16 protein-coding genes are annotated in these 15,103 nt (G+C 72.3%); 5 read left to right on the top strand and 11 right to left on the bottom strand.

What is annotated here, in order from left to right:
- Window positions 1-232: 232 nt before the first annotated feature.
- The 9 genes from NQO67_RS05555 to NQO67_RS05515 all read right to left on the bottom strand — a co-directional run bounded on the left by NQO67_RS05555 (window position 233) and on the right by NQO67_RS05515 (window position 7,409).
- Window positions 233-970 carry a FadR/GntR family transcriptional regulator gene (locus NQO67_RS05555; RefSeq protein ID WP_255947357.1) on the bottom strand — a complete coding sequence of 246 codons (738 nt, stop codon included), beginning with the start codon at window positions 968-970 and terminating at the stop codon, window positions 233-235.
- 60 nt (window positions 971-1,030) lie between these two features.
- Complete coding sequence (locus NQO67_RS05550) at window positions 1,031-1,804, bottom strand: SDR family NAD(P)-dependent oxidoreductase (protein ID WP_255947355.1); 774 nt, start codon at window positions 1,802-1,804, stop codon at window positions 1,031-1,033.
- Window positions 1,805-2,053: 249 nt separating this feature from the next.
- Window positions 2,054-2,386: a TcmI family type II polyketide cyclase gene (locus tag NQO67_RS05545; RefSeq protein ID WP_255947353.1), complete on the bottom strand. Its 333-nt coding sequence runs from the start codon at window positions 2,384-2,386 to the stop codon at window positions 2,054-2,056.
- Between the two features lie 72 nt (window positions 2,387-2,458).
- Window positions 2,459-2,938, bottom strand: coding sequence for an SRPBCC family protein (locus NQO67_RS05540; protein WP_255947351.1), 480 nt, complete (start codon window positions 2,936-2,938; stop codon window positions 2,459-2,461).
- Window position 2,939: 1 nt separating this feature from the next.
- Window positions 2,940-3,197: an acyl carrier protein gene (locus NQO67_RS05535; protein WP_255947349.1), complete on the bottom strand. Its 258-nt coding sequence runs from the start codon at window positions 3,195-3,197 to the stop codon at window positions 2,940-2,942.
- 80 nt (window positions 3,198-3,277) lie between these two features.
- Window positions 3,278-4,525: a beta-ketoacyl synthase N-terminal-like domain-containing protein gene (locus NQO67_RS05530; protein WP_255947347.1), complete on the bottom strand. Its 1,248-nt coding sequence runs from the start codon at window positions 4,523-4,525 to the stop codon at window positions 3,278-3,280.
- The gene (locus NQO67_RS05525) at window positions 4,525-5,790 is read right to left on the bottom strand and encodes a beta-ketoacyl-[acyl-carrier-protein] synthase family protein (RefSeq protein ID WP_255947345.1); all 1,266 of its coding nucleotides are present in this window, start codon (window positions 5,788-5,790) and stop codon (window positions 4,525-4,527) included. Before NQO67_RS05525 ends, NQO67_RS05530 begins: the two co-directional genes overlap by 1 nt.
- A complete protein-coding gene (locus tag NQO67_RS05520; protein WP_255947340.1) occupies window positions 5,787-6,260 on the bottom strand; it encodes a cupin domain-containing protein in 474 nt (157 codons plus the stop codon). The genes NQO67_RS05525 and NQO67_RS05520 overlap by 4 nt, the downstream gene beginning before the upstream one ends.
- A gap of 39 nt (window positions 6,261-6,299) precedes the next feature.
- Entirely contained in the window at window positions 6,300-7,409 is a 1,110-nt protein-coding gene (locus NQO67_RS05515) for a SchA/CurD-like domain-containing protein (RefSeq protein ID WP_255947339.1), read from the bottom strand.
- 281 nt (window positions 7,410-7,690) lie between these two features.
- Here NQO67_RS05515 and NQO67_RS05510 point away from each other — a divergent pair, with 281 nt between their 5' ends.
- The 3 genes from NQO67_RS05510 (at window position 7,691) to NQO67_RS05500 (ending at window position 10,679) form a co-directional block, all read left to right on the top strand.
- A complete protein-coding gene (locus NQO67_RS05510; RefSeq protein WP_255947338.1) occupies window positions 7,691-9,337 on the top strand; it encodes an FAD-dependent oxidoreductase in 1,647 nt (548 codons plus the stop codon).
- A 264-nt stretch (window positions 9,338-9,601) separates the two neighbouring features.
- Window positions 9,602-9,883, top strand: a complete 282-nt coding sequence (locus NQO67_RS05505) for a hypothetical protein (RefSeq protein ID WP_255947337.1) — start codon at window positions 9,602-9,604, stop codon at window positions 9,881-9,883.
- Between the two features lie 127 nt (window positions 9,884-10,010).
- Window positions 10,011-10,679: a sulfotransferase family protein gene (locus NQO67_RS05500; RefSeq protein WP_255947336.1), complete on the top strand. Its 669-nt coding sequence runs from the start codon at window positions 10,011-10,013 to the stop codon at window positions 10,677-10,679.
- A 44-nt stretch (window positions 10,680-10,723) separates the two neighbouring features.
- Here NQO67_RS05500 and NQO67_RS05495 read toward each other — a convergent pair whose 3' ends face one another.
- Window positions 10,724-11,512 (bottom strand): class I SAM-dependent methyltransferase, encoded by a 789-nt coding sequence (locus NQO67_RS05495; RefSeq protein ID WP_255947335.1) that lies wholly within the window; start codon window positions 11,510-11,512, stop codon window positions 10,724-10,726.
- Window positions 11,513-11,903: 391 nt separating this feature from the next.
- Here NQO67_RS05495 and NQO67_RS44170 point away from each other — a divergent pair, with 391 nt between their 5' ends.
- Window positions 11,904-12,509: a DUF1349 domain-containing protein gene (locus tag NQO67_RS44170; RefSeq protein ID WP_255947334.1), complete on the top strand. Its 606-nt coding sequence runs from the start codon at window positions 11,904-11,906 to the stop codon at window positions 12,507-12,509.
- 29 nt (window positions 12,510-12,538) lie between these two features.
- Here the strand turns inward: NQO67_RS44170 and NQO67_RS05485 are convergent, their stop codons facing one another.
- Window positions 12,539-13,369, bottom strand: coding sequence for an IclR family transcriptional regulator (locus NQO67_RS05485; protein WP_255947333.1), 831 nt, complete (start codon window positions 13,367-13,369; stop codon window positions 12,539-12,541).
- 174 nt (window positions 13,370-13,543) lie between these two features.
- On the opposite strand from NQO67_RS05485, the gene NQO67_RS05480 reads away from it, so the two are divergent.
- The gene (locus NQO67_RS05480; RefSeq protein WP_255947332.1) at window positions 13,544-15,064 is read left to right on the top strand and encodes an MFS transporter; all 1,521 of its coding nucleotides are present in this window, start codon (window positions 13,544-13,546) and stop codon (window positions 15,062-15,064) included.
- Window positions 15,065-15,103: the final 39 nt, after the last annotated feature.

The raw sequence follows: 15,103 nt of genomic DNA, 5'->3' as shown, positions 1-15,103 counted from the left end.
CGTGGGGGGATGCCTTCCTGAAACGCGAACGGACGGCGACAGCACCCCCGCCCGTGCCGAGAGGGGTGCTGGACCAGCCCGCACATGCGGTCCCGGCCGGAAGGTCACGGCCGGGCTCTCGGGCCAACATGGTTCGGGAGTTGAACATGTCCCGTCAATAGGTATGCACCAACGTCCCACCGTTAACCGTCCGGAAACATCACGCCTTCACAAGGTGAAGGCGTGCCGGGACTCATCCACCGGCGTCGGCGTCGGCGTCCGGGCCCGTCCTGGCCAAATCCACGTCCCGTACCGCCTGGGCGAGCAGGGCCTGCATGGCCTGCTCCGCGCCGGCCGCGTCCCGGGCGCGCACCGCGTCGAGCACCGCGCGGTGGCTGGGCACCGGATCGTCGGCGCGCCCGGTGCCGTGCACCAGCCGGTCGCGGTGGGCGAGGGCGGACTCGATCACCATCTCCATGCGTTCCAGCAACTCGTTGTGGGAGGCGGTGAGCAGGGCTCGGTGGAAGGCGAGGTCGGACTCGACCGCGTGGGTGGGCGTGCCGCCCTGCTCGCCCATCGCCGCCAGCGCCCCGTCGAGTGCGGCCAGATCGGCGTCGGTGCGGCGCTCGGCGGCCAGCCGGGCCGCCGCCGGTTCGATGATGACGCGCACCTCGCCGAGGTTGCGCAGCAGTACCGCGTCCGCTCGCGCGGTGCCACGCTCGGCGAACTGCCACCGCAGCACGTCGGCGTCGAGCAGGTTCCACTCCGAGCGGGACCGCACGAACGTGCCGCGCTTCTGCCGGGCGTCCACCATGCCCTTGGCCGCCAGCACCTTCAGCGACTCCCGCAGCGCGGTGAGGCTGACGTCCAGCTCCTGCTGCAACGCCACCAGGTCGAGCGTCGCCCCCTCCGGGAGCTCACCGCTGAGCACCCGGCGGGCGAGGGTTTCCACGGTCTGGCCGTGCACGCCACGGCGCGCGTAGGGCGGCATCGCATCCTGCCTTTCTGGCGGTTCCTGGACGACAGCGGGGGACACGTCCCTGCCGGCGCCTCAGGACGAATCCTTGACGACGCTCCACCCGCCGTCGACGAGCAGGCTGGACCCGGTGACGAACGAGGCCTCGGGGGAGGCGAGGAACGCGATCGCGGCGGCCACTTCCTCGGGCCGCCCCAGCCGCCCGGCCGCGGTCGCGGCGCCGCTCGCCACCCGGTCGGCCTCGGAGATCTCCTCCCAGGCGCCGGTCAGGACGGGGCCCGGCAGCACCGCGTTCACCCGGATGTGCGGCCCGTACTCGACGGCGAGCTGACCGCTCAGTGAGAGTAGCGCGCCCTTCGACGCGGCGTACGCCGGCCGACCCGGCAGCCCGTGGTGGGCGTGCACGGAAGAGGTGAGGACCACCGCACCCGACTCCGCGCGCAGATCGGGCAGCGCCGCCTTGAAACCGAGGAAGGCGCCGGTGAGGTTGACGGAGAGCTGGCGCTCCCAGGACGCCAGCGACATCTCGTGCGCCGGCACCACCTCCACCGTGAAGGCGTTGCTCACCAGCACACCGATCCGGCCGAAGTCGTGCGCTGCGGTGATCACACGCTCCCAGTCGCCGGGGTCGGCGGCGTCCGCCCGGACGAACACGGCGCGCGCACCGTGCGACCTGATGCCGTCGGCGACGCGTTCGCCCGCCTCGGCGGCGACATCGGCGAGCACGACGGCGGCGCCCTCCGCTGCGAGGCGCTCGGCCGTGGCCGCGCCGATACCGGAGGCCGCGCCGGTGACCACGGCGACGCGGTCGACGAAGCGGGCGGCGGGCCGTGGCAGGGGCTGGTTCATCGGGCGGGTCCACTCCTTGGCTGCCGTGCGGCTACGGGCGTCACCCGGGCGCCGGCGCGGGACACGACGGCAGGCCTGGGCCGGGACGGGACCGCACGCGGCCTCGCCCCGGCCCATATTATTTAGGAAGTTATGGGCTTCCGCGCAGGCCGGCAGCACACGGCCCCGGCACGCCTCCTCAACGGGGTGGCGTGCCGGGGCCGGAGCACGGGGGTGCCGGTGCCGGCCGTGGCCGGGTCACCGTGGCCGTCAGGCCTTGCCGTCGCGCTCCCAGCGGTAGAACTCCTGGGCCATGGCGTCCTTGGGGCTGCGCCAGGTGGCCGGGTCGTAGGCGCTGATGTAGGCGGACAGGTCGTCGGTGATGCTGCGGAAGGCAGGCGTCTGCGTCGCCTTCTGGATCTCCGGTCCCGGCGGCACCTCGGACTCGATGAGGTGCATGTAGAGGTCGTGGAAGTGGAAGAGGGTACGGCGCACGACGCCGACGCGGTGCGGGAGTTCACCGGCGTCGGACTGCGCGAAGAGCTTGGCCACGTCAGGCGCGGCCCCGGGGGCCATACGGGCCACGATGAGGGTGTGGTGCACGGAGGGTTCCTGTTCTGGCCGCACACGGCGTGGCGGCGGAGGGTCGGTCGGGGCGGCGCGGGTCGGGCGCGCTCAGGGGTGGGCGGCTTCGGTGGCGCTGCCCGCGCGGTCGAGCTGTTCGATCCGGTCGCGGATGAGCTGCATCTGGACGGCGGAGTTGCGGTTGATGTTGTCGGTCATCCACGCGTCGTCGACGGGGGCGTCCGGCTTCATCGCGAAGTCCTGCGTCCAGCGCATCCGGGTGCCCTGCGGGACCTCGGTGTACTGCCAGCGGATGTCCATGTGCTGGAAGGGGCCGGTCTCGACGCGGCGGGCCCGGACGGTGTGGGTCGACCGGTCCGGGGTGCGCTCCGAGACCCAGCTCCAGACCTTGCCGCTCTCGTCGGGGTGCATGGTCAGCCGGAACGTGGTCGTGTCGCCCTGCTTGTCCAGGATCTCCACGGACGCGTACTCGCTGAACAGCTGCGGCCACCCCTCCAGGTCGTTGGTCACGTCCCAGACGAGCTCCAGCGGGGCTGCGATGACGATCTCGTTCTCGGTGTGTCCGGGCATGTCAGGCTCCTGTCGTGAGCGTCGCGTTGACGAGTTGGAGGAATTCCCTGGGCGAGTTGCACTTGTCGGCCTCGGCCGGCAGCGCCTGGGCGAACTGGTCTTCCAGCCGGCCCACCATGCCCAGCAGGCCCAGGGAGTCGAGACCGAACTCGGCGAACGCGGCGTCGGGCCGGGTCCGGAGGTCGTTGGCGTCCACGGTGAGCCCGGCGCCGTTCTTCATGAGCGCGGCCAGTTCGATATAGGTCAGCTCGGCGGTCATGGAAAGGGCCGCTCCTTCCTAACAGAGGGGTCGATGCAGGGGGTGTAAGACCTCGTGAGACGCGGGGCGGTGGCGCGCGCTCACGGGGGGTCGACGGCGCGCCGGATCACCAGCGCCGCGTGGCAGCCCATCAGCCCGCGGCTGACCACGAGCGCGGTCGTCAGCGTGGCGGGGCGGGCCCGGCAGGTCACCACGTCCAGGTCGTGGCAGATGTCGAAGACGTTCGGCGCCGGCGGCACGAGCCCGTGCTCCATGGCCAGCACCGCGGCGGCCACGTCCAGCACCGGTGCCCCGCAGTAGGCGCGCCCGATGCCGGTCTTGGGCGCCGCCACCGGGACCCGCAGGCTGTGCGGGCCCAGGGCGTCGGCGAGGCCCCGGGCCTCCGCACGGTCGGCCTCCGGGACCCCGAGCGCGTCCGCGAAGACGACGTCGATCTCCTCGGGCGCGCAGCCGGCCTGCGTCAACGCGCCCCGCACGGCGTGGGCCAGGCCGTCCGCTGCGTCTTCCCAGCGGTCGGCGGCGGTGAAGGCGGCGGCGTATCCGGCCAGTTCGGCCCGGGGCCGCACCCCGCGTTCCCGCGCGCTGCGGGCGTCCTCGACGACCAGCATGGCGCCGCCTTCCGCGGGCACGAACCCGCAGGCGGCCGGGGTGAACGGCCGGTAGGCGCGGGTCGGGTCGGTGCCCCGGCTCAGACTCGGGTACCCCAGCTGGCAGACCATGGAGTAGGGCGCCAGCGGCGCCTCCGTGGCGCCGACCACCAGGGCGTCGCAGTCCTGGCGCTCGATGGCGGCGGCGGCGTGCCCCAGCGCGTCCAGGCCGCCGGCCTCGTCGCTGGCCACCACGCCGCACGGCCCCTTGAAGCCGCCCCGGATGGAGATCTGGCCGGTGCTGGCCGCGTAGAACCAGGCGATGGACTGGTAGGGGCCGACGGACCGTGGGCCGGTGCCCCAGAGCCGTTGCAGCTCCCGCTGGCCGAACTCGCCACCGCCGGAGCCCGCCGCCGTCAGCACCCCCATCGCGAACGGGTCCCGCCGCCCGGCGCCGCTCAGCCCTGCGTCGTCCAGGGCGGCCTGCGCGGCGACCATCGCGAAGTGGCTGAAGCGGTCGGTCTGGACGAGGAAGCGCTCCTCGATGAGCGCATCCGGGGCGAAGCCGCGCACCTCGCCCGCGACGGCGAGCGGCAACTCCCCGCAGCCTTCGCGTGAGATCCGGTCCAGCACGCTGATGCCCTCCACCGTGCTCTTCCAGAACGTCTCGGTGCTCATGCCGTTGGGGGCGACGACGCCGATACCGGTGATGACGGCCCGACGGCCGGGGCGGTGGCCCATCACGAACTCCCTCCGGGCCGGCTGAGCACCACGGCCGACTGGAAGCCACCGAACCCGCTGCCGACCGACAGCACGCTGCGCAGCGTCGCCGGCCGTGCGGTGCCCGGCACGTAGTCCAGGTCGCACTCCGGGTCCGGGGTGGCGTAGTTCGCGGTGGGCGGCACCACCTGGCGGTCCAGGGCGAGCACGCAGGCGGCCACCTCGATGGCGCCGATGGCGCCCAGGGAGTGCCCGACCATGGACTTGATGGAGCTCATCGGGATGGTGCGGGCATGGTCGCCCAGGGACCGCTTCACCGCGGCCGTCTCGTGCCGGTCGTTCTGCCGGGTGCCCGAGCCGTGCGCGTTGACGTAGTCGATCCGGGTGCGGTCCAGCCGGGAGTGGTCCAGGGCGGTGGTGATGGCGCGGGCCATCTCCACGCCCTCGGCGGTCAGGCCGGTCATGTGGTAGGCGTTGCCGAACGTGGCATAGCCGTTCAACTCGCAGTACACGCGGGCGCCGCGGGCCCGCGCGGCCTCCCACTCCTCCAGGATCAGCACGGCGCCGCCCTCGCCGAGGACGAACCCGTCCCGGTCCGCGTCGAACGGGCGGCAGGCGTGCGCCGGGTCGTCGTTGTTCGCCGAGGTCGCCTTGATCGCGTCGAAGCAGGCCACCGTGATGGGGGAGATCGGCGAGTCCGACGCGCCGGCGACGCACACGTCGGCGCGGCCTTCCCGGATGGCGTGCCAAGCCTGCCCGACCGCGTCCAGGCCCGAGGTGCACCCGGTCGAGACGGTCTGCACCGGCCCCCGTGCGCCCATCTTCTCGGCCACCGTGGCGCCGAGCGCGCTCGGCGAGAAGGCGCGGTGCAGATGGGCCCCGGCCGGGCGGTGGTCCACGTCCCAGCGGCGACCGGCCTGGCTGACGGCGACGTAGTCGTGCTCGAGCCGGGTGGTGCCACCGACCGCGGTGCCCAGGCAGACCCCGAGCCGCCACGGTTCCAGGGCGGCGCCGTCCAGGCCCGCATCCCGCCAGGCCTCCCCGGCGGCGACCAGCGCGAACTGCACGTACCGGTCGCTGCGGGCCACCTCGTCGTCGTCCAGTCCGTACGCCGCCGGATCGAAGTCGCACTCCGCCGCGATCCGGGAGCGGAAGCCCGCGGGGTCGAACAGCGTGATGCCGCGGGTCGCGGTACGGCCGCTGACCAGCAGTTCCCAGAACGCCGACGCGCCCACGCCACCCGGTGCGACCACGCCTATTCCGGTGACGGCCACGCGCCGATTCATGAGGCGGCGCCCGACGCGTCGGCGGCCTGGGCGGCGGGCACCGCGGCCTCGTGCCGCGCGGTCTGCTGCGCCGCGTCCTCGGTCTGCTCGGTGTCGACGTGCCCGAGCTCCGGGCGGGGCGCGAGCGGGCCGAGGTGGAAGACCATCCGGGCCTCGACGTCGCCCACGTTGCGGAACCGGTGGCGGACGTACGGGGGGATGAACAAACCCTGCTCGGGCCCGAGCGGTTGGGCCTCGCCGTCCAGGTCCACCTCGAGCAGCCCGCTGGTCACATAGACGAACTCCTCGGAGTACGGGTGGTAGTGCTCGCCGATCCGCTCGCCGGCCGCGATCACGGCGACCCCCATGAAGCCGCTGGTCGCGCCCACGGTGGCGGGGGTGAGCATGGTGCGCAGATCGCCGCCGCGTCTGCGGTTGTGCGGTGTGTCGCTGAGGTCCACGACGCGGGGCGCCAGCATCCGCTGGTTCATGTGACGGTGTCCTTCCGGGGTTGACGAGGGGTGCGGCTGTCAGCGCTGCGGCGCGAAGCGCTCCGTGATCGGGGTCATGGCGCGGTCGGCGAGGAAGCCGGCGAGGTCCTGTCCGGGGGCGGGCGCATGGCCCGGCCGCAGCAGGCGGGCGAACTCGGCGACCCGCCCCGGTGCGATGCCCAGGACCGCCTCGGGCCGTGCGTTCAGCGGGCCGGCCATGTCGACGAGGCGGACCACGACATCCCCGCTCTGGAACAGGGTGCTGACGGCGACCGGGTTCGACGGATCGTCGGCCACCGCCTCGTCGGCGGCGGCCAACAGCCGGGCGAGACGGCTGCCGCAGCCCGGCGCCGCCTCGTAGAGCAGCGCGTGCCGGTGCAGGTCGGCGGGCGCGTGCCCGGTCATGGACTCGTGATGGACCATCGGCAGCGCGGCCCGTGCGAAGAAGGCACGCGCCGAACGCGGATCGCTCAGATCCCGCTCCTGCTCCAGGTGCGGGTCCACGGCCTCCTCGACCGCACGGATCTCGGGCTGCCGGGCGATGTGCCGCAGCGCGGCCGTCAGGTCGCCCTCCACCTCGACGGCCCGCACCACGCGGTTGCCGTGCAGGAACAGGGAGGTGCGGCGCAGCCGGGTGCTGTCGTCCACCTGGGCCGCGGGGGAGTCGTAGTCCGCGAGGATCTTCGCGACGATGTCCTCGCTGCCCGGTTTGACGGTGAAGGTGAGGGCGTGCCGGACCACTCCCTCGCCGAGTCGCGGCGCCACCTGGGGAGCGGGTGCCGCCGGCTGACGGCCTGCGTCCGAAGCGCCGTGGGTCTCCCGCAGCACGTTGTAGCGCAACGACCGGGTGGTGCGGATGCAGTTCTGCATCGGCTCCACCACGGCCAGGTGCTCGTCGCTGTTGGCCCATGCGAGGAACGTGGGTGCGTCCTGCCACTCGCTGGTGATGAGCCACTGCAAGGGATTCTCGATCGACTGGCACAGCTGATCGCTGATGTGCCCGGGGACGGCGGCGACCTTCTCGTTCATCTGCCCGTAGGCGTGCAGGAACTCCTCCTGCGTGCCTTCCTGAAGGTCCACCAGCAGCAGCACGCGCAGGCGTGCGCCGTCGAAGGCCGAGTGGGAAACCCGTGGTGGCAAGACCGTCATCTTCTGCGCTCCCTCATGCCGGTACGGCCGTACTCGGCTCACCGATCGTGCTCAGGTCAGGGGTCCGCGGCGGCGCTGTGGAGAGAAGCGGAGCGCCGCGCGGACGGTTTCTCGGGTGCCGCAGTTGTCTGCGGTTGATCCGTGCCAGGCGCCGGAGGCGGCGCGAGGCATGCGCGCCGTTCAGGTGAACGGGTGCACAAAGCTGTACGAAATTGAGCGTTGAGAACATATCACCCATGATTCTCTTTTCTAGTACATAGACGCTGAGAGCGGAGAATTTCATGGACGAGACCGTCGACCGCCATGTGCCGGTCCTGATCGTGGGCGGCTCGCTGGTGGGCCTGTCCGCCTCGCTGTTCCTCGGCCGGCTCGGCATCGAGCACGTGCTGGTCGAGAAGCACGCCGCCACGTCCACGCACCCGCGGGGCCGCGGGAACAACGTGCGCACCATGGAGGTGTTCCGCACCGCCGGCGTCGAACGGTCGATCCACGAGGCGGCCTCGGTGCTGGCGGACAACCACGGGATCCTGCAAGGGTCCTCGCTGGCCGGTGACGATCTGCGGTGGCTGTTCAAGGAGATCGACCCGGGCGGCGGGCTGGCCCGGTTCAGCCCGAGCAACTGGTGCATGTGCAGTCAGAACGACCTGGAGCCCGTCCTGTTGCAGCAGGCGCGCGAACTCGGCGGCGAGCTCTGGTTCTCCACCGAACTGCTCTCCTTCGCGCAGGACCCGGACGGGGTCAGCGCGGTCGTGAAGAGCCGCGACACCGGCGAGCACCGCACCGTGCGCGCCCAGTACCTGATCGCGGCGGACGGGCCGCGCAGCCCGGTGCGCGAGCAGTTGGGGATCGGGCGGAGCGGGGCGGGCGACCTGTTCCACAACGTGAGCGTCACGTTCCGCTCGCGCCGGCTCGCGGAAGTCGTCGGCGACCGCCGCTTCATCGTGTGCTACCTCACCGAACCGGGCGCGGACGGCGCGCTGCTGCCGGTGGACAACCGGGAGCGGTGGGTGTTCCACATGCCGTGGCGGCCCGATGACGGCGAAACCCTGGAGGACTTCACCGACGACCGCTGCGCCGAGCACATCCGCCGCGTGGCCGGCGATCCGGACCTCGACGTCGAGGTCACCGGCAGGGCGCCCTGGCACGCCGCGGAGCGGGTGGCCGACCGGTACGCGGCCGGCCGCGTCCTGCTGGCCGGCGACGCGGTCCACGAGATGTCGCCGACGGGTGCGTTCGGCTCCAACACCGGCATCCAGGACGCGCACAACCTGGCGTGGAAACTCGCCGCCGTGCTGGGCGGCTGGGCCGGCGCCGGCCTGCTCGACAGCTACGAGCAGGAACGCCGGCCGATCGCCGAGCTGACCGGCCGGCGGGCATCGGTCCGCTCGGCCGAGCACAGCCACCCCGGGTACGCACCGCCCCCCACCCGGGGTGCCGGCGGCCCGCCGCAGGGCGGCATGCTGCCCGTGGTGCTGGGCTACCGCTACCCGAACGGCGCGGTGTTGGGCACCGACCCCGAACAACCCGTACTGCCGGAGCGGATGAGCCTCACCGGCGAGCCCGGTACCCGTGCACCGCACCTGTGGCTGACCCGGACCGGTTCGGGCACCCGGATCTCCACCCTGGACCTGTACGAACGCTCCCTGGTGCTGCTCACGGACGCCCGCGACGACGCGTGGCGCCCGGCTGCCCGGCGCGCCGCCGACCGGCTGTCCGTACCGCTCGACGTCTACGGCGTGGGCGCCGACCCCGACGCCGATCTGCGCACCGAAGACGGTGCCGACTGGGCGAGCGCGCACGGCACGGCACCTGACGGCGCCGTCCTGGTGCGCCCGGACGGCTTCGTGGCCTGGCGCGCACCCGGCGCCGTGCCGGATCCGGAAGCGGTCCTGGGCCAAGCGCTGGAGCGGCTTCTGAGCCTTTCCTGATCGACTCGACGGGGCCGGCGTGCCGTCGGGACAGCCCCCGTGAGCGCGATCACGGTGAGCCGCGTGAGGGCCCGGGACACCTCCCTCACGCGGCTGCCGCGCACCTGCGGCCCATCCCTCACCGGACGGCAGCCCAGGCATCGGGACCGGACGGCGCAGCGGGACCCGACGGCGAAAGCGGAGTGCACGTCAGTGTCCTGAAAGACGCCGGTGGTTGACGAGGCGTCGCATCGGCTGACGGGGCCCGGGCTCTAAGATCGCGGCATGGAGATACCTATTCTGGTGGCGTGTTTCTTCGTGTTCGCTTTCGCGGGCTTCGGCGGCATAGAGAGCAAGGTGCGACGGGCAGACCGCCGTGTCGCCCGGCTGGAGCGCAAGATCGACCTGATCGCCGAACACCTGGGGGTCCAGACGGACTCCCCTGAACTGGAGAAGGTCACCGCGCTGGTGAGAGAGGGAAAGAAGATCCAGGCCATCCGCGCCTACCGGGAGATCACGGGCGCCGGCCTGCGGGAGGCCTCGCTGGAGGTCGAACGCCTGGCCTAGGCCCCGGGCCCGCCCCCCCAATGCGGGCCCTCATCCGCACGGATCCACCGCACGACCACCTCAATAGCCTCCCCGCGCCGCCGAGCCGACGGCGGTCACACGTAATTCACTACGGCAAGGGGAAGTCATGCTCGACGTCATAGGCGCCGGATTCGGTCGAACCGGAACCCTCTCTCTGAAAACCGCGCTGGAGCGGCTGGGGTTCGGACGATGTCACCACATGCAGGAAGTCTTCACGGCACCCGAGGCCCTGCCGTACTGGGAGCGTGCCGCTCAAGGGCAGGACATCGACTGGGAGAACGTCTACCGGGGCTTCGGTGCCACGGTCGACTGGCCGGGCGCCCGGTTCTGGCGCGAGCTCGTCGCCCACTACCCGGCCGCCCGGGTGATCCTCACCGTGCGCGACCCCGAGCGCTGGTACGACAGCGCCTACCACAGCATCTACCAGGCGACGCTGGCGAGGAAGAACGGCGCGCTGTCCGACAACCCCATGACCATACGCATGGGTGACCTCACCGACGCGATCGTCTGGGAGGGCACGTTCCAGGGCCGGTTCGGCGACCGGGACCACGCGCTTCAGGTGTTCGCCGACCACAATGCGGCGGTGCGCCGCGAGGTACCGGCCGACCGGCTGCTCGTCTACGAGGCCGGCCAGGGCTGGGAGCCGCTCTGCGACTTCCTCGGCGTGCCGGTGCCGGACGAGCCGTACCCCCGGCTCAACGACCGTGCGGCGTTCTCCGCCCGCCTCACGGAGGCACGGCAGAGCGGACGCATCCCGGGCGTCAGGGACCACTGAGCCGGCCCGCCGGGACCCGGCCGCGTCGCCGGGACCCGGTCGGGTCAGCCCGCCAACCGGGCCGTCCAGATCTCCTCGCTGGGCCACTGGTGCGCCCACGCGGCGGAGACCTCGCCGTACTCCCGGTGCGCCGGCCGGGGCGCCTGGATCTCGATCAGATCGTCGACGACGAAACCATGGGTGCGCAGCAGCCGCAGCATCCGGCCATGCGGCAGCACGAACTCCACGCGCCGCCCCCAATCCAGCCGGCCCGTGCCGAACTGCCCCCGCAGCAGCGCCGAGGACGCCTGCCCCTCGGGCGGCACGCACAACGCGAACAGCGGCGAGTACCGCATGAACACCAGCCCGCCGCCGGGCGCAAGGACACGGGCGGCCTCGGGGATCCAGCGGTGCGGGTCGCACCAGAGCGAGGCACCGAACTCGCTGATCGCGAGGTCGAACACCCCGTCCCGGCACGGCAGTCGCTCGGCCGTGCCGAGCACGAGGGGGAAGTCGATGCCGAACTCCGCCTGCATCGCACGGGCCGTGTCGAGCTGCCGGCGGGACAGATCGATCCCGAAGGGCCGTGCACCGGCCCTGGCCAGCCAGGCCGAGACGTACGCGGTGCCGCAGCCCAACTCGATCGCGCGCATCCCCGCCAGGTCCCCGGGAAGCACCCCGACCGAGGATTCCGGCGTGGCCCACAGCCCCCATCGCGGCTCCGCCGCGGCCCACTGCGCATGCGCGAGCGGACCGTGCGAGGCCGCGGCCTGCTCGTCCCAGTAGCGCCGGTTCACCTCCGTGTGGTGGTCGGATCCCGTGCCGTCCTCGCGGGTGCTCTCCAGCGCCGTCATAGCCGCATTGCACCGCCCGACCGGCCACGACCACAAGGCAATTACTCGGGTTCGCCGCGTGATGTCCGCGCCGGTCGTCCCGGCTGGCCTGCTCTTCCGGCTGGGGGTCCGGGGGCCCGCGGCGGCAGCCGCTGATGTCGCAGCCCGCGGGAAGACGCAGTGTCCTGCCGGCCACACCACGCCGCCCAGCCGCCGCCCGGGGCGCGGCCCTCGGGCACCCCGGATCGGATCCGGCTCCATCGGGCAGGAGTTCGACGAAAGACGGCAACGGCAATCGATCTCATCTGGCACAGTGGGCACAACGAGCAGAAATGCACACCGTCCGTCAGGGCCACCCGCGCAGGGCGGTCGAGCCGCGTCCGTCGGACAGCCGAGAGTGGGGAGTGGAAGCGTGAGCCAGGAAGGCCAGGCGGGACAGGCCTGCTTCGGATACACCGACTGGAGCTGGCTCAACCTACCGGCGACCTGGCAGTCGGCTGAGGACTCCTTGGAGATCACCTCGGCTCCGGACAGCGACTTCTGGGTCGACACCCACTACGGCTACGTACGCGACTCGGGCCACGCCCTGCTGCGCCCGGTGCCCCAGACCTTCGTGCTGCGCTGCTCGTTCGCCGGGCACTACCGCGACCAGTACGACCAGGCGGGCCTGATGCTGCGGGCGGACGACAAGAACTGGATCAAGACCGGTGTCGAGTACGTCGACGGGGAGTACCAGCTCAGCGCCGTCGTCACCCGCGACGTCTCCGACTGGAACGTGGTTCCGCTGGCCCTCATCAGCCGCCCCGCGCCCACCCCGGCCGCCGTCACCGTCGAAATGCACCGGGAGGGCGACGCGGTCACCCTGCGGTACGCCGTCGACGGCTCCGAACCCGACACGCTGCTGCGGCTGGCCTACTTCCCGCCGCAGGCGGAGGCCGAGGCCGGCCCGATGTGCGCCTCACCCATCGGCTCCGGCTTCACCACCCGCTTCACCTCCCTGACCTTCGCGGAGGTCTGACCCGCGGTCCCACCGCTGCCCGGCGTCCCTCACAACTGCCCGGTGATGCCGCGCGCGGCCCGGTGCAGCAGCGGCAGCAACTCCGCGGCACGGGCCCGGCCGCCGCGGGTGCTCGGTGCGGAGACCGTCACCGCCGCGATGCACACCCCGTGCCCGTCGTGGACCGGCACACCGAAGGCGTGCACGTCCATGACGCTCTCGTCGATGTTCAGGGCGCAACCGCACTCCCGCGTCCTGGCCAGGTCCTCGTCCAGCTCGTCGAGACCGGTGACGGTGCACGAGGTGAGCGGGTCGAGCCCGGCCGGATACAGCAGGCGCACCGCCTCCTTGGGCAGCTGTGCCAGCTGCGCCTTGCCGCCCGCGGTCGCATAGGCGGGCACCCGGTCACCGGTGCGCGGGGCGACCCGCAGCGGATGCGGTCCGTCCACGCCGTCCAGGAACAGCGCGTCGGGCCCGTCCAGCTGCACCAGGTTGCTGGTCTCCGCCGCCTCGTCGCGCAACCGCTTCAAGTGGGGGCGGGCCACCCGCACCAACTGCGCGACACCGATCCGGCTGCGCGACTCCACCGCGGCCCTGCCCTGCGCCAGCGCCAGCAGCACGGGCCCGAGCCGGTACTGGCGGCCGCCGGGGACCTGCTCCACGAACCCGTGCAGGCGCAGCGTGTGCAGCAGCCGGTGCGCGGTGGAGCGGGCCACCCCCAGCTGGTCGCTGACGTCCGTGACCCGCACGGTGTCCCTGCTGCCCAGGTAGGCCAGCGCCCGCAGGGCGTTGGCGACCGAGCTCGCGCCGTAGACGTCGTCGGCGGACGCCGCGGCGGAGGCGGTCTTGTGCCGGGGCGCATCCCGGTGAAGATTCGACATAGCAGAAATTCTAGTTTCACCTATTCCACCAGATGAGCCGCGGTCGTACGTTGTCCGCACGCTGAAGCCGGGCATCTGGCCCTGGCCTGGTGCATTCCGCCCAGCAGAACATGACCGTCCCCGGCCGCCCCGCCCTCCCCGTCTGTGGCCGCGCAACGGAACAAGGAGTTCCCGATGACGTCTGTACCGGGCGACAACACCGTCCCCCCAGCCGCGCCGGACACCCCCGGCGCCCCGGGGCCCGGTGACCCGGCCGCCGCGGCGGACCCGGCGGCCGGCGCGGCCCCCGGGCGCTGGCGGCGCTGGCACACCCTGTGGCTGCTGCTCCTGCTCGGCTGGACGGTCAGCGCGGCGGACCGTTCGGTCACCGGCCCGGTGGTCACCTGGATGATCGACAACGGCGTCGGATTCATGGCGCACGCGGAACATCCGCACTCCCTGGGCGGGCTCATCGGCGGCCTGTTCTTCGCGGGGTACATGCTCACCCAGTTCCCCGGCGGCTACCTCGGCGACCGCTACGGACACCGCACCATCATCGTGGTCAGCCTGCTCTGGGCCGGCGTCACCACGGTGCTCACCGGCTTCCTGGGCGGCCTGGTCGCCTTCATCGTGCTGCGCGTGGTGACCGGCCTCGGCGAGGGCGCCTTCTACTCCAACGACCGCACCCTGATCACGGCGAGCACCCCGCAGCGGGACCGCAGCCTCGGCATGGGCGTCGTCATCACCGGCCTCGCCATCGGCATCACCATCGCCACCATCTTCACCCCGGACTTCGTCGACTTCGGCAAGAGCATGCTGTCCGACACCGACGCCTGGCGGATGGCGTTCTGGGTGCTGGGCGTCGCCACCCTCGTCGTGGCCCTGACCCTGACCTGGTACTTCCGCTCCCACCTCAAGCCGGCCGTGGTCGGCCGGGCGGCCCTGCACCTGGGCGGCTACGCGGTGGTCTCGCTCGTCCTGATCATGGCCGTGTACCTGATCGGCGACGGCGTGGGCCTGTCCGAACTGTGGATCGCCGTGCTCGAAGTCGCGCTCGCGGTGGGACTCGTCCTGTTCGTCCTGGCCCGCAAGGGCGAGGAGCTCGGGCCGGTGCTGAAGCACCGCGACCTGTTCTGCATCTACCTCGTCTACATCGCGATCCTGTGGAACCTGTGGTTCTTCAGCTTCTGGTCGGTGTCCATCGTCGCGGGCGCCGCCCACTCCTCCTTCGCCAGTTCGGCGTTGACGGCGGGCTTCAACGCCGGCGCCGGCATCATCGGGTTCCCCGCGGGCGGCTGGATGTCCGACTACGGCCTGCGGCGCGGCTGGGGCCGCAAGGAGATGATGCTGACCTTCACCGGCCTCCAGGCCGTCCTCACCGTCGCCTTCGCCTGGTACCTCAGCGCCGCCGACCACCCCTCCCTGTGGGTCATGGGCGTCCTGCTCTTCACCGCCAGCCTGTTCTTCAACGCCCTGCAACCCGTCGGGCACGCGCTGACCGCCGAGCTGGCCCGGCCCGACCTGCGCGGCTCCGCCTTCGGGATGCAGAACCTGATCGGCGAGATGGGCGCGGTGCTCTCCCCGGCCATCGGCGGTGTGCTGCGCGACTCGACCGGCAGCTGGACCGCGGCCGTCTGGCTGGACGCGGGCCTTGTCGTCGCCGGGTTCCTGGTGCTGTCGCAGGTGCGCGGAAAGCGCGCGGTCCACCTGGCCTGACCCCCGACCCGCCCGGCCACGGGGCCGCCGCACCGCGGA

It is taken from the genome of Streptomyces odontomachi (assembly GCF_024435355.1).
Taxonomy (GTDB): domain Bacteria; phylum Actinomycetota; class Actinomycetes; order Streptomycetales; family Streptomycetaceae; genus Streptomyces; species Streptomyces odontomachi.
Note: the sequence above shows the minus strand (reverse complement) of the source record. Positions and strands in the feature narration are given on the sequence as shown.

Bases quoted from the DNA above. Each gene is read 5' to 3' on its own strand.
- NQO67_RS05555 (WP_255947357.1), bottom strand. From the start codon at position 970: ATGCCGCCCTACGCGCGCCGTGGCGTGCACGGCCAGACCGTGGAAACC.
- NQO67_RS05535 (WP_255947349.1), bottom strand. From the start codon at position 3,197: ATGACCGCCGAGCTGACCTATATCGAACTGGCCGCGCTCATGAAGAAC.
- NQO67_RS05500 (WP_255947336.1), top strand. From the start codon at position 10,011: ATGCTCGACGTCATAGGCGCCGGATTCGGTCGAACCGGAACCCTCTCT.
- NQO67_RS05485 (WP_255947333.1), bottom strand. From the start codon at position 13,369: ATGTCGAATCTTCACCGGGATGCGCCCCGGCACAAGACCGCCTCCGCC.
- NQO67_RS05520 (WP_255947340.1), bottom strand. From the start codon at position 6,260: ATGAACCAGCGGATGCTGGCGCCCCGCGTCGTGGACCTCAGCGACACA.
- NQO67_RS05515 (WP_255947339.1), bottom strand. From the start codon at position 7,409: ATGACGGTCTTGCCACCACGGGTTTCCCACTCGGCCTTCGACGGCGCA.
- NQO67_RS05530 (WP_255947347.1), bottom strand. From the start codon at position 4,525: ATGGGCCACCGCCCCGGCCGTCGGGCCGTCATCACCGGTATCGGCGTC.
- NQO67_RS05495 (WP_255947335.1), bottom strand. From the start codon at position 11,512: ATGACGGCGCTGGAGAGCACCCGCGAGGACGGCACGGGATCCGACCAC.
- NQO67_RS05480 (WP_255947332.1), top strand. From the start codon at position 13,544: ATGACGTCTGTACCGGGCGACAACACCGTCCCCCCAGCCGCGCCGGAC.
- NQO67_RS05510 (WP_255947338.1), top strand. From the start codon at position 7,691: ATGGACGAGACCGTCGACCGCCATGTGCCGGTCCTGATCGTGGGCGGC.
- NQO67_RS05550 (WP_255947355.1), bottom strand. From the start codon at position 1,804: ATGAACCAGCCCCTGCCACGGCCCGCCGCCCGCTTCGTCGACCGCGTC.
- NQO67_RS05540 (WP_255947351.1), bottom strand. From the start codon at position 2,938: ATGCCCGGACACACCGAGAACGAGATCGTCATCGCAGCCCCGCTGGAG.
- NQO67_RS05505 (WP_255947337.1), top strand. From the start codon at position 9,602: ATGGAGATACCTATTCTGGTGGCGTGTTTCTTCGTGTTCGCTTTCGCG.
- NQO67_RS05525 (WP_255947345.1), bottom strand. From the start codon at position 5,790: ATGAATCGGCGCGTGGCCGTCACCGGAATAGGCGTGGTCGCACCGGGT.